11 protein-coding genes are annotated in these 13426 nt (G+C 46.6%); all 11 read right to left on the reverse strand.

Going from position 1 to position 13426, the window contains the following annotated elements:
• Position 1: 1 nt before the first annotated feature.
• The 11 genes from hemC to clpX all read right to left on the reverse strand — a co-directional run bounded on the left by hemC (position 2) and on the right by clpX (position 13414).
• On the reverse strand, positions 2–958 hold the full coding sequence (gene hemC, locus NKT06_RS24820) for a hydroxymethylbilane synthase (protein ID WP_253440311.1): 957 nt from the start codon (positions 956–958) through the stop codon (positions 2–4).
• A gap of 2 nt (positions 959–960) precedes the next feature.
• Complete coding sequence (locus tag NKT06_RS24825; protein ID WP_253440313.1) at positions 961–1611, reverse strand: precorrin-2 dehydrogenase/sirohydrochlorin ferrochelatase family protein; 651 nt, start codon at positions 1609–1611, stop codon at positions 961–963.
• A 5-nt stretch (positions 1612–1616) separates the two neighbouring features.
• Complete coding sequence (gene ccsA, locus NKT06_RS24830) at positions 1617–2444, reverse strand: cytochrome c biogenesis protein CcsA (protein WP_483311633.1); 828 nt, start codon at positions 2442–2444, stop codon at positions 1617–1619.
• A 14-nt stretch (positions 2445–2458) separates the two neighbouring features.
• Positions 2459–3844: a glutamyl-tRNA reductase gene (gene hemA / locus NKT06_RS24835; protein ID WP_036605893.1), complete on the reverse strand. Its 1386-nt coding sequence runs from the start codon at positions 3842–3844 to the stop codon at positions 2459–2461.
• A gap of 341 nt (positions 3845–4185) precedes the next feature.
• Positions 4186–4587 (reverse strand): adenosylmethionine decarboxylase, encoded by a 402-nt coding sequence (gene speD, locus NKT06_RS24840; protein ID WP_253440316.1) that lies wholly within the window; start codon positions 4585–4587, stop codon positions 4186–4188.
• A gap of 335 nt (positions 4588–4922) precedes the next feature.
• Positions 4923–5510, reverse strand: a complete 588-nt coding sequence (locus NKT06_RS24845) for a non-ribosomal peptide synthetase module (RefSeq protein WP_253440318.1) — start codon at positions 5508–5510, stop codon at positions 4923–4925.
• A gap of 268 nt (positions 5511–5778) precedes the next feature.
• Complete coding sequence (gene yihA, locus NKT06_RS24850) at positions 5779–6435, reverse strand: ribosome biogenesis GTP-binding protein YihA/YsxC (RefSeq protein WP_253440321.1); 657 nt, start codon at positions 6433–6435, stop codon at positions 5779–5781.
• A gap of 156 nt (positions 6436–6591) precedes the next feature.
• On the reverse strand, positions 6592–8931 hold the full coding sequence (gene lon / locus NKT06_RS24855) for an endopeptidase La (RefSeq protein WP_253440324.1): 2340 nt from the start codon (positions 8929–8931) through the stop codon (positions 6592–6594).
• Between the two features lie 87 nt (positions 8932–9018).
• A complete protein-coding gene (gene lonB / locus NKT06_RS24860; protein WP_253440327.1) occupies positions 9019–10776 on the reverse strand; it encodes an ATP-dependent protease LonB in 1758 nt (585 codons plus the stop codon).
• A 165-nt stretch (positions 10777–10941) separates the two neighbouring features.
• Positions 10942–12039 (reverse strand): flavodoxin-dependent (E)-4-hydroxy-3-methylbut-2-enyl-diphosphate synthase, encoded by a 1098-nt coding sequence (ispG, locus tag NKT06_RS24865; protein ID WP_253440330.1) that lies wholly within the window; start codon positions 12037–12039, stop codon positions 10942–10944.
• Positions 12040–12160: 121 nt separating this feature from the next.
• Positions 12161–13414: an ATP-dependent protease ATP-binding subunit ClpX gene (gene clpX / locus NKT06_RS24870; protein WP_253440333.1), complete on the reverse strand. Its 1254-nt coding sequence runs from the start codon at positions 13412–13414 to the stop codon at positions 12161–12163.
• Between the last annotated feature and the right edge of the window lie 12 nt (positions 13415–13426).

Raw genomic sequence — 13426 nt, forward strand, 5'->3', positions numbered from 1 at the left:
TTCATCCCCTAACTTCTGCCAGTATCTGCTCTGCTCCCCGTTCGATCAATCTCCAAGCCACTTCTTCTCCCAGACGAACCGGGTCTTTGCCAGTCAGAGCTTCCTTAAGAATCAGTCCACCATCCGGTGTACCGACCATACCTGTTAATTGTAACGTGTTTTCGCCATTCAGGGAATCTGCATCTTGCTGAGGCAGCCATACCGCATGAGCACCAATCGGAACCTGACAGCCCCCATTCAATACACTGAGAAAACGGCGTTCCGCCTGTACAGGAAATGCTGTCTCGGGATCATTATACAGCTGCAACAAGTGCAACAGTTCTTCATCGTCTTCACGGCATTCGATACCAAGCGCACCCTGGCCCACAGCCGGAAGGCAAGCCGTTTCGGTCAAGTACTCGGTAATCCGGTCTTCCCAGCCCATCCGGTACAACCCTGCAGCAGCCAGAATAATCGCATCAAGGCCTTCGGTCTCCAGCTTCCGCAGACGGGAATCAATATTGCCTCGAAGCGATTCCAATTGCAAATCTGGACGATAGGCTTTCAATTGACTGGACCGGCGCAGACTGCTTGTCCCAACTCTTGCGCCTTCTGGCAGTTGATCCAGCGTAAGTCCACCATTGGAAATCAGCGCATCCCTTGGATCTGCACGACGGGGAACAGCGCCATTGATTAATCCTTCGGGTAACTCGGAGGGCATATCCTTCATGCTATGCACAGCCATATCAATGGTACGATCAAGCATCGCCTGTTCAATCTCTTTGACAAACAACCCTTTGCCTCCTACTTTTGACAACGTTACATCCAGAATGAGATCTCCCTTTGTAACAATCTTATGTACTTCAAAGTCAAAAGCTAATCCTTCCCGCTCACAAATGTCGCGTAAATCCTGAATGACATGGCCTGTCTGGGTTAGCGCAAGTGCGCTCTGTCTACTTCCAACCTTAATTGTACGCATATCTATACTTCCTCCTGATTACGGGATATCCAGTCCCCGATTTCTTCTTCGGTCCACCACCGGAAATGGCCTGTACGAATATCTTCTAATATGTGCATTTCAGTTAACTGCCGAAGCAACGTACTTCTGAGACTAGAAGAAGATACGCGTGACTTCACTTCGGTCCTCATCTGGTGCAAAAACTCAAGGTACGTCTCATACTCATCACCGAACTGTCGTTCGAGTGTGGCACGTATCTCAGCAGCTGCTGCCGGCCCCGCTCCCGCTGTGGATATCGCTATGCTTAATCTTCCACGCCTGACCACGCTTGGCGTAATAAAGCTGCTGTGCTCCGAAGACATCGCGTCATTCACCAATATGCCTGCATCCTCAGCATCCCGAACCACAGTTGAATTGACCTCTGACCGATCAGTCGCTGCATATACGAGAAAGGCCCCCCGCAAATCTCCATTGCGGTAGGACCGGTCTATCCATTGAATTCGGGATTCATGATGCAGTTGTTTTAATACGGGAGTAAGCTCCGGACTAATGACTGTAATCTGTGCCTCGGCATGCAGCAATCCCTTAATTTTACGCTCAGCAACACGTCCACCACCAACCACGCAGCACTTCTTGCCTGAAGTATTCACAAATATTGGCGTGTAACGCTCCATCCCCTTCACTCTCCCGTCCAACGATGAAACGCTGAATACGCATTGGATAAAAAACTCACAATGACCAATCCGTATCCGATCAGTGTCCATCTTGCCATGATCATCGTAGAGAACTGTTTCCTTCTCTTGAATACGAAGTAACCTACGTAGATGGCTATAGCAAGACCTGTAGCAATAACTTTGAGATCCAAGAGCAAGATCCATCGTCTTTCCGCCACAATGGATAATACGGCAAGCATTACAGAAACACCCAGGAGCGGTGTTCCAATCAACGTAGCACCATCCATATACTTACCGATCACTTCCAGGCTCGGCAGCCGTCGCATCGTATCATTCCACTTTTTTTTCTTCAACTTATGGTGCAAGAACAGATATAACAAGGCAAATACCGTAGCAACGGTTAACGCCGCAAAACCAAGATTCGCCAAGGTGATATGCATGATGAGTAATCCATGTACCGTTTGCCAGTTATGCAGTGATATCTCTCCGGCCGTAAACCACAGTCGGTTTAATACCGTAACGGAAAAACCTACAACATTCAGCAACAAAATCACAAATTCGGAACGCTGGATACGAGTCATGACGAGAGACATCAACACAATACTGAATGAAAATATAAACAAAAAATCAAAGGTGGTGTAGATGGGAAAATGGCCTTCAGTCCACATGCGCAAAATGACATGCGTTACTTGCAGCCCCCCAACAACGACAAGAAACCCTGTGCCTGTCCGCTTCGCCCCCGCATTGCGTCGAATGCAGTCCGAGAAATAGAACAGTAGGCTCAGGGCATACATATAGATTAGAGCTTCATAGACTTGTTCAGCAAGGGTCAAGCTGCCCACCCGCCTTATACGCCTGCCGGAGCATAAGCCGGCACGGGGTCTTGCCGGTTTTCGTTAAGGTGAGCGGCTGGTTTCGCCAAAGCTGTAGCATCACTCTGACTCACTTTTTCAGCAGCCATCTCTACTGCATCTTCCAGAGCGAAAATCTGAGTAAACATGCGCAGAGCTTCATCACCTTGCTTCGTGCCTGCCATTTCCTTAATCCGATTAATCGGATCTGTCGTCATTTGATTTACAATACTCTTGGTCAAACGACGAATGACTTTACGCTGATGTTCATCGAGTTCAGGCAGTTTATTAAACAGGCTATCCATCGTTTCTTCATGAATGGAAACACCTTTTTCCTGCAAAGCGCGAATAACGGGACGAACACCCAACGTTTTGAGCCAATGGTAATAATCTTCCATCTCAAGCTCAATCATTCTCTCAATCTTTGCGGCTTCCACCTTACGCATCTCCAGGTTGCTCTCCACGATTCCTTCCAGATCATCAATGTCATAGAGAAATACGTTGGATAATTCACCAATCGCCGGGTCAATATCACGTGGAACCGCAATATCAATCAGGAACAATGGACGAGATTGACGACGCTTCATGCTCTCCCGTACCACTGCCGCATCCATGACATAACGTTCAGCTCCAGTGGAACTAATCACAATGTCCACTTCATTAAGTCGATCTAATGCCTGTTCCATCGTACAAGGTGTACCCCGGAACTTGGCTGCCAATTCTTCGGCTCTTGCGAGCGTACGATTCGCCACGATGACTTCGGATGCCCCGTTGGCATAAAGATGTTTTACGGTTAGTTCACTCATCTTGCCGGCACCCAATATGAGCACCTTCTTATCTGTGAACATGCCAAAGATCCTCTTACCGAGCTCAACAGCAGCATAACTGACAGATACGGCGCTCTCCCCAATGGAAGTCTCCGAATGTGCCCGTTTGCCCAGTGTAACTGCCTGTTTGAACAGCATATTAAACCAGGTACCTGTTGATTTCTCTTCCTGCGCTTTAAGAAAAGCCTGTTTCACCTGTCCAAGAATCTGAGTCTCACCAATGACCATGGAATCCAGTCCGCAGATCACACGGAACAAATGGCGCATGGCTTGGTCATCTTCATATATATATAAGTGTTGCGTAAATTCTTCCCGTGGTACATTAAACCATTGTTCCATGAATGTTCGAATAAAATAACCACACATGTGAAGACGGTCCACCACAACATACAACTCGGTACGGTTACATGTGGCTACGATTACACCTTCCAATACACTCTTGGTCAGCTTGAGCTGCTGCAGCGCTTCAGACAAGTCCTTTTCTGCAAATGTGAATCGTTCCCTAACCTCTACAGGCGCCGTGCGATAATTCAAACCAACGACAACGATGTGCATTGCAAGTTCACCTGCCTAATAAATTTCCAATCAAAGTGCTTACTGCATATGTCTATCCATTTATGATTGACATGGTTAATTATATCACACATCATAGCCTTGACCGGGTCATTTTTATGAAATGTTTATGAAATCACCATGTTCATCATCATATGCACTGTCATTTATTGTAGTGTCTCACCAAAGTTCACCGTTATGCGTTAAAAAGTGTCGATTATGAATATTCATAACGATATGGATATTAAAACAAATAGCCATGGAGTTATTCCATGACTATTAGAATTTGGGAGGTTATGCGCCCATCCCGATATGTGAACATTGTGTATGCAATATACTTTTATTTAAACCCGTTCTGTCTGGTTGTTCATCTCTGGTGTTTCAACTTGCAATTCGCCCAATCCACGTATCAGCTTCTTTGCATACGTTTTTTCAGGCTTTAATACGGATACCAGGTAGTCAATGGCCAGCTGTGGGTCAACGGTATCCCCACAAGTGTAACAATCAATCGCTGCAAAACCTCTCTCAGGATACGTATGAATGGAGAGATGGCTCTCAGACAATAGTACAAGTACGGTCGCTCCCTGTGGGTCAAACTGCTTGGACTGTACGGACATTACTGTCGCACCACATGCCTCCGCTGCTTCAACCATTTGGGCTTGCAAGTACTCCGCATTGTTCAGTAGATTAAAGTCGACACCCCAAGTATCAACAGCAACGTGTCTTCCGAAAGTTGAATATTCCACCCTTCGGTTCCCCCTTCCTAGGAATAAAATGTTTGAAAAATTTCATCCGCTAGGACCTACGTCATTCACTTCCCGAGGGAAAAATCTCTCGCAACATATAATGTCCTGAGTGAATCCTGGTTCCTATATTGTTTTCAACGAGATTAAAAATAACATTGAATTAGAGTGAAATCAACCCTTTTCCAGAAGATTGTAAAATAAATATTTTCAGTTCGGCATAATCGATCTCACATCAAAAAATCCCCCTGAAACCTCCGCATTGGCAAGTACCACTGCCCGGAAGAAACAAGGGAATCCATTACATTCTTATACGTGTATAAGCATACACTTTCAGGTCAATAAGCTTCAAGCTCAAACAACCGTTTTTGATTACGAACAAGAGTCTCATCAATCTGATGAAGCTGATCAGCAGTCGCATCTTTTCTAGTGTCCAGCAGTGAATCAATCTCGGCATACACACGGTTGATTTCGCGTTCTACATCTCTGGCCAGGAACAGATGTTGCAATTCGAGCAACGTATTTTTGTATTCATAGATCACTCGGGTGTTCTCCCCGGTTTTCTCCACAATTTTACGGACAGTGCCTTGAGCGTAAACATACGTCATGGTGAACCCTTTATAGATTCGATGAACGACCCCGTCACCCTTAAAAGTCATAAAGAGCTTCCGGACAACGTTGGTTAGATGCAGATTCACCAGGCGGCAAGATAACTCACAGATATAAAATCCTTCTATGCGGTCAAAAGGGAAATGAACCTCTTCTCCACTTACATCCCCCAGCACAACCTCCTGACATCCATTATCCAACACCTTAACCCGATGATGGAGTCGGCCGTCTTCTGTCATGCGCAAAAACTGATGCATCTGGGGTTCCGACAATTTCATAGTGGCCTTAACATACTCTGTGGCTAACCGCTGAGCCATACAAATCTCCCCAATTCTTTCCCGATTGTTTTGCCTTCCTGCACATGTAGCAGTCATCTCAAAATTCTTCAGGCCGGCAAAGCCGGTATTTTTGGTACTGTTGGCAACATGCACCTATGCTCATTATACACTACCCTAACGCTATTTTTCTCCAGACCCAGATGATGAATTCTCACGAAATCCCATAAATAACCGGATTGATCTTGATCTCATCAAAAATTCACTTAGCATGCTCACTTTCCTGCACTAAAACAGTATACTATCTCGGTTATCCGTTAATTTCGTTGTTTTCTTCCTCTTCAGAAGCACCCTCTGCATCCAGCACTGGTGCATACTTATCGATGCGAGCATGACGGGTAATGATATCCCATAATTCTTCTTTCCCCAATCCCTCTTCGGATGAAAACGGCACAAATAGATCCCCTGAACGTAGACCCAGCGATTCCTTAATGACTTTGATATGCTTGGCTCTGCGTGTTTTTGGAATCTTGTCCATCTTGGTTGCTACGACAACCAAAGGCAATCCATTGTGACGAAGCCACTCATTCATCATCTTGTCTTCCTTGGATGGCTCATGTCTCATATCCACCATCTGCATAACCAGTTTCAATTCCTCACGTCCGAGCAAGTATTTCTCCATCATTTTACCCCAGGCAAAGCGTTGCTCTTTGGAAACTTTAGCATAACCATATCCCGGGAAATCGACGAAGTAGAGATCCTGATTAATTTTATAATAGTTGAGTTGCTGTGTTTTACCTGGTGTTGCACTCGTCCGAGCCAAATTTTTACGATTGATCAAACGGTTGATCAGGGAAGATTTCCCCACATTGGAGCGTCCCGCCAAAGCAATCTCTGGCAGACCGTCCTCGGGGTATTGTTCAGGCCGAACGGCACTGATAATAAATTCAGATTGATTTACTTTCATATTGTATCTTTCCTCTCTTGAACGCCTTTACTATGCATAACCCACTGATGGTATTATGCCATGGATTGTTCTATCATACCAAAAAAACCGTTCCAGCGGATGCCGAAGCCTCCGCAGAACGGTCTACTCTTCATACGAACCTTTCGGATACGTGGATTACAGGTGAATTCCTGCCTGCTCAACAAGCGCATGCTGCAATACCTGATCCATATGGGCTACAGGGACAAATTCCACATCTTCCTTGATGCTGTCTGGAATGTCACGCAGGTCCCGTTCATTATCCTTAGGCAATAATATTTTTTTGTAGCCGGCACGATGGGCTGCCAGTGATTTTTCTTTCAAACCACCAATCGGCAACACACGTCCACGAAGCGTTATTTCGCCAGTCATGGCGATATCCTTAGACACATGTTTGTTCGTCAGGGCTGAGATTAACGCTGTTGCCATCGTAATCCCGGCAGATGGACCATCCTTCGGAATCGCTCCTTCCGGAACGTGAATATGAATATCGTTCTTCTCATGGAAATCAGGCGAGATACCAAGCTGCGTAGCTTTGGAACGGGTGTAACTGAATGCGGCTTGTGCCGATTCCTTCATGACATCCCCCAGTTTACCCGTAAGAGTCAATTTACCTGTTCCAGGCACAACAGTCACTTCAATAACAAGGGTATCTCCGCCCACTTCAGTCCACGCCAGACCCGTTACGGTACCAATCTGATCTTCCAGTTCGGCCATGCCATAACGGAACTTGCCAGGTCCAAGGTAGTTTTTGATCTCATCTGATGTGATGTTAATCTGACCTTCCACACCAGATACGATATTCTTGGCAGCTTTCCGGCACAACGAAGCCATTTGCTGTTCCAGATTCCGCACACCGGACTCCCGTGTATATTCACGAATTACACGCAACAACGCGTCATCCGGGATTTCCAATTGCTCTTCTTCCAGTCCATGGTCCTGCTTCTGTTTGGGCAGCAAATAGTTTTTCGCAATTTGCAGCTTCTCCAGCTCCGTGTAACCAGGGATGTTGAGCATTTCCATCCGATCCAGCAAAGGACGCGGAATGTTGTGTACCGTGTTGGCAGTTGTTATAAACATAACGTTGGATAAGTCAAACGGCAATTCTACAAAGTGATCACTAAACGTATTGTTCTGTTCCGGATCAAGGACTTCAAGTAACGCTGCGGAAGGGTCTCCGCGGAAATCTGAAGCCATCTTATCAATCTCGTCCAGCAGGAATACCGGATTGAGTGAACCCGCCGTTTTCATCCCCTGGATGATACGTCCAGGCATGGCGCCTACATAGGTACGTCGGTGACCACGAATCTCGGCTTCATCACGCACGCCGCCGAGAGATATTCTTACAAACTCCCGCCCCAGCGATCTGGCGATCGAACGGGCAAGTGATGTTTTACCGACCCCTGGAGGTCCAACCAGACAGAGAATCGGCCCTTTGAGCTTCTTGACAAGCTTCTGGACCGCCAGATATTCAAGCACACGTTCTTTCGGCTTTTCCAATCCGTAATGATCTGCATTGAGCACATCCTCGGCTTTTTGGATATCCAGATCATCTGCTGTCATCTGGCTCCAAGGAAGGCCGAGCAGCCAATCCACGTAGTTGCGAATGACTCCGCCCTCGGCTGAACTTGCAGGCATCTTCTCCAGTCGATCAATTTCTTTCTCAACCTTTTCTTTCACCTTGTCCGGCAAGCCGAGTTCTTCCATCTGAGTGCGAAGTTCCTCGACCTCACCCGCACGGCCTTCTTTTTCACCCAGTTCTTTCTGGATCGCTTTCATTTGCTCGCGCAAATAATATTCCTTTTGCGTTTTCTCCATCTGTTTCTTCACACGTTGGCTGATTTTGCGTTCAAGCTCCAGCACTTCGCGCTCATTGTTCAGGATATCCAGCAATTTCTCCAGACGTTCCCGAACGTCGATGGTCTCCAGAATTTCCTGTTTATCCTTGATTTTCAAGGACAGGTGACTCGTGATGACATCGGCCAGACGCCCTGGTTCTTCGATGTCAGACACTGCTGCGAGTGTCTCTGGTGTCACTTTTTTGGACAGATTAATATAATTCTCGAACTGGTTCAGAACGGTACGCATCAAGGCATCCGTCTCCGGATGGGTATTCTCCTCTTCAGGCAGCTCTTTTGCCAGCACTTCATAATATTCCTCGTTGTCCGTATATTCAATAATTTCAGCCCGTTCCAAGCCTTCTACGAGTACACGAATCGTACCGTTCGGAAGCTTCAGCATCTGTCTGACCTTGGCCACGGTTCCGATTCTGAAAATGTCCTCTTGTGTTGGTTCTTCAATATTTACTTCGGCTTGGGAACATAGGAGAATCAAATGTTCTTCTACCATCGCTTTTTCTAAAGCCTTGACCGATTTCTCCCGGCCCACATCGAGATGCAGTACCATACTCGGGTAGACGAGAAGTCCTCTTAAAGGCAGTAAAGGAAAACGACGACCTTTCGCTTTGCTCGGTCCCATCGCTTTCGCACCTCCAATGGCTCTCAGGTTGTAGTCATTCATTATTCTATCAAATGTTCACATAAAAAACCAATTGAAGGGAAGCGTTTAGCAGCTTCCCGAATCTGTAACCTGTCCTGGACGAGGCACGTCAGCACGCAAATAGGAAGCGGATGCCGGTGGAAAAATCTCCGGTGCAGGTGCAACTGTCTCCTCTGCAAGCTTCGTTTGTTCCATCTGTTGTGATTCCGGAACCCAAGCGAACACTTCACGGAATACGTCCTGTACCGTATCTACCGGGATAACGCGCAAGCCATCCAGATTCTCAAAAATGGACTGCCAGTTCTCCGCGGGAATAATAACCGTCTTCGCTCCCGCCTGAAAAGCAGCCTCCACCTTGGCCAGCACGCCACCAATTGGCTTAACCCGACCATGAATACTGATCTCGCCAGTCATCGCTGTCTCATGATCTACAGGGCGCCCCTGAATGGCTGATGTAATGGCAGTCGCCATGGCAATCCCGGCTGATGGACCATCAATAGGCGTCCCACCTGGGAAATTCACGTGTAAATCGTAATCATTCGGACGAATACCCATGGCTTTTAATACGGTTAACACATTTTCAACCGAGCCTTTAGCCATACTTTTTCGCCGGAGTGTACGCGAACCGCCTCCAATCTCTTCTTCATCCACAACGCCTGTAATGTTGATTCGGCCTTGATCTTTAAGAGCCGGAACAGCAGACACTTCGATTTCCAAAATGGTTCCCATATTGGGTCCGTATACCGCCAAGCCGTTAACAAACCCCACCTGTGGCTGTGAAGGGACCTTCCGGTCAGGCCGTGGCTGAATCTGGCTGCTACCAGCCACCCACTCTACATCGGACGCCTGAAGCGTCTCACGCTTCTCTGTCAGCGCAAGTCCAGCAGCCAGCTGAATGATATTGACCGCTTCACGTCCATTGGTTGCATATCGCTTGACCACATCAACGGCATCCGGACATGGACTGAATCCTATTTTCTGAACAGCATCTTCTGCAATTCGTCCAATCTCTTCAGGCAACAAAGGACGGAAATAAACTTCCATGCAGCGCGAACGCAAGGCCGGTGGCAGTTCATGAGGGGAACGTGTCGTTGCTCCAACAAGGCGGAAATCGGCCGGCAGGCCATTTTGAAAAATATCGTGGATATAAGCAGGAGTATGCGTGTCTTCCGAGTTATAGTACGCACTCTCCAAAAACACCTTGCGATCCTCCAACACTTTCAACAGCTTATTCATCTGAATCGAATGCAATTCACCAATTTCATCAATAAACAGCATTCCCCCATGCGCTTTCGTCACAGCCCCCGGTTTCGGTTGAGGAATACCTGCAACGCCCATGGCTCCTGCTCCCTGATATATCGGATCATGAACCGAACCAATTAAGGGGTCCGCTATACCACGTTCATCAAAACGGGCTGTTGTTGCATCCAGCTCGGTAAATTTCGCGTCTGGTTTGAAAGGAGAAGATGGATTCTTCTTGGCCTCTTCCAGCACCACCCTTGCGGCAGCTGTCTTCCCGACCCCGGGAGGGCCATAAATGATAACATGTTGCGGATTCGCACTGCATAATGCAGCTTTAAGGGCACGAAGCCCGTCCTTTTGCCCAACAATATCATTAATGGTCGCGGGACGTGTCTTCTCCGACAGCGGCTTGGTGAGTGAAATCGAACGCAGCTTGCGCAGCTTCTCCAGTTCCTTGCGAGATTCACGCTCAACGGCACTGCGGTTTGTTTTCTGGCCACGCAGCAGGTTCCAGAAATACAAACCAATCACCACTCCAAAAAATAACTGAATCAACATTATGAACATTCCGAAATCACCCATGTCTCAACATCCTCCTTCTGTCCCTATTCTCATATGAGATCATGCTAATACTTGGTAGTATAGCCTTTTCAACGAGACGTAAACGGGCAATGCAGAATTTGTATACGAGAATATAAAAAGCCCGCCATCGCTGGCGAGCTTTTGTAGTAACAAGATATGAATCAATCAGTGCGAACGACCAGGAATAACACCTGTCTCTTCGTAGGCTTCGACGATTTTGTCGATCTCTTTTTTCAATTCCTCAACCATAATTTCTTCAGGCACTTTACGGATCATCTTGCCGTGACGGAACAAGAGACCTTCTCCACGAGCACCGGCAATCCCGATATCCGCTTCTTTAGCCTCACCTGGACCATTAACCGCACAACCCAACACCGATACTTTAATCGGCACCTTAAGTTTGGAGATATACTCTTCCACTTCGTTAGCAATGGAGAACAAGTCGATATCCAAACGTCCACATGTTGGGCAGGAGATCAAAGTAGCTGCATTCGTAATGAGTCCAAATGTTTTGAGCAGATCACGAGCGACTTTAATTTCTTCTACCGGGTCCGCACTCAGTGAGATCCGCATCGTAGAACCAATACCCATGGACAACAAGGCTCCCATACCTGCAGAGCTTTTGATCGTACCGGAGAACAGTGTACCTGCTTCGGTAATCCCCAGATGCAACGGATACGGAATAATTTGAGCTGCTTTAGTATAAGCCTCAATGGCCATCGGCACATCCGATGCTTTGAGAGACACGATGATATCATGGAAATCAAGCTCTTCCAAAATACCAATGTGATACAATGCACTTTCTACCATAGCATCTGCCGTAGGATACCCATACTTCTCCAGAAGATGGTTTTCCAGAGAGCCTGCATTTACTCCGATCCGGATCGGAATACCGCGGTCTTTACAAGCCTTAACCACTTCTTCCACTTTAGCACGTTTACCGATGTTCCCTGGATTAATCCGTACTTTATCAATGCCGTTCTCAATCGCAAGTAAAGCCAGCTTATAGTTGAAATGAATGTCCGCTACGAGCGGGATATGAATGCGTTTCTTGATTTCCTTGATGGCTGCGGCAGCTTCCTCATTATTCACCGTAACACGTACAATTTGACAGCCCGCTTCTTCCAGTCGCAGAATCTCTGCAACCGTTGCCTCAACATCTGCCGTTTTGGTTGTACACATACTTTGGATAATGACTTCGTTACTGCCACCGATCGTTACGTTTCCCACTTTCACGGGACGTGTATCCTGTCTTAAATACATGAGTGATTTCTCTCCCCACAACGTCAAAGCTCCACCCTGACAGAGACATGAATTCGCCTTCTGCCAAAGTGGAGAACTGACAAGTCTATATTTCAGAGTTCAACGGGATTCCCGGCCACATTTAGGCGCTTTCTTCCTGCTTATCGTCCTTTGATTGGCTTAGTTCAGGCACAACTCTTTTCTCAACAACTTCTTCAGTAATGACACAGTTCGTAACATCTTCACGTGAAGGCACTTCATACATGATTTCAAGCATGATCCCTTCAATGATGGCACGTAATCCACGTGCACCTGTGTTACGTTTAATTGCTTCTTTTGCAATCGCGAGCAATGCAGCTGGTTCAAATACCAGATTCACATTATCCAGCTCAAGCAGTTTTTGGTACTGTTTGGTAAGCGCATTTTTTGGTTCGGACAGAATCCGTACCAACGTATCTTCATCCAGCGGCTCCAACGTGGAGATGACTGGCAGACGGCCTACAAACTCCGGAATCAGACCAAATTTCAGCAAATCTTCCGGCAATACCATACCCAGGTATTCACCTGGTTTCAGATCTTTTTGCTCAGAAACGGTATTGAAGCCAATGACTTTTTTACCGATCCGGCGTTTGATCATTTGCTCCAGACCATCAAAGGCACCGCCGCAAATGAACAGGATGTTCGTTGTATCGATCTGAATGAATTCTTGATGAGGGTGTTTACGACCACCTTGTGGTGGTACAGAAGCCACAGTTCCTTCAAGAATTTTCAAGAGAGCCTGTTGCACACCTTCACCCGATACATCACGAGTAATGGATGGGTTTTCGGATTTACGCGCTACTTTATCAATCTCATCGATATAAATAATGCCACGCTCTGCTTTTTCCACATCATAATCAGCAGCCTGGATCAGTTTGAGCAAGATGTTCTCTACATCCTCACCCACATAACCTGCTTCTGTTAATGACGTAGCATCCGCAATAGCAAAAGGTACATTCAAAATTTTTGCCATCGTTTGTGCAAGCAACGTTTTACCCGAACCCGTAGGTCCTAACAGCAAAATGTTACTCTTCGACAATTCAACGTCTTCAATCTTGCTTTGTGTGTTAATCCGTTTGTAGTGATTATACACTGCAACAGACAATGATTTTTTCGCTTGTTCCTGTCCAATAACATATTGATCCAGAATATTACGAATTTCTTTTGGTTTTGGAATATCTTTGAGGTCTATTTCTTCATCATGACCGAGTTCTTCCTCAACGATTTCGGTGCAAAGTTCGATACATTCATCACAAATGTACACGCCTGGTCCAGCGACCAGCTTGCGCACCTGCTCCTGAGATTTACCGCAAAAAGAGCATTTCAGTTGCCCTTTCTCATCGTTAAATTTAAACATGAAACCACCCCT

The sequence above is a fragment of the Paenibacillus sp. 1781tsa1 genome (assembly GCF_024159265.1).
Lineage (GTDB): Bacteria > Bacillota > Bacilli > Paenibacillales > Paenibacillaceae > Paenibacillus.

What these genes read in the sequence shown, in the direction of transcription:
- NKT06_RS24825 (WP_253440313.1), bottom strand. Translation starts at nt 1,611, where the DNA reads ATGGAGCGTTACACGCCAATATTTGTGAATACTTCAGGCAAGAAGTGC.
- NKT06_RS24845 (WP_253440318.1), bottom strand. Translation starts at nt 5,510, where the DNA reads ATGGCTCAGCGGTTAGCCACAGAGTATGTTAAGGCCACTATGAAATTG.
- clpX (WP_253440333.1), bottom strand. Translation starts at nt 13,414, where the DNA reads ATGTTTAAATTTAACGATGAGAAAGGGCAACTGAAATGCTCTTTTTGC.
- yihA (WP_253440321.1), bottom strand. Translation starts at nt 6,435, where the DNA reads ATGAAAGTAAATCAATCTGAATTTATTATCAGTGCCGTTCGGCCTGAA.
- hemC (WP_253440311.1), bottom strand. Translation starts at nt 958, where the DNA reads ATGCGTACAATTAAGGTTGGAAGTAGACAGAGCGCACTTGCGCTAACC.
- ispG (WP_253440330.1), bottom strand. Translation starts at nt 12,039, where the DNA reads ATGTATTTAAGACAGGATACACGTCCCGTGAAAGTGGGAAACGTAACG.
- hemA (WP_036605893.1), bottom strand. Translation starts at nt 3,844, where the DNA reads ATGCACATCGTTGTCGTTGGTTTGAATTATCGCACGGCGCCTGTAGAG.
- lonB (WP_253440327.1), bottom strand. Translation starts at nt 10,776, where the DNA reads ATGGGTGATTTCGGAATGTTCATAATGTTGATTCAGTTATTTTTTGGA.
- lon (WP_253440324.1), bottom strand. Translation starts at nt 8,931, where the DNA reads ATGGGACCGAGCAAAGCGAAAGGTCGTCGTTTTCCTTTACTGCCTTTA.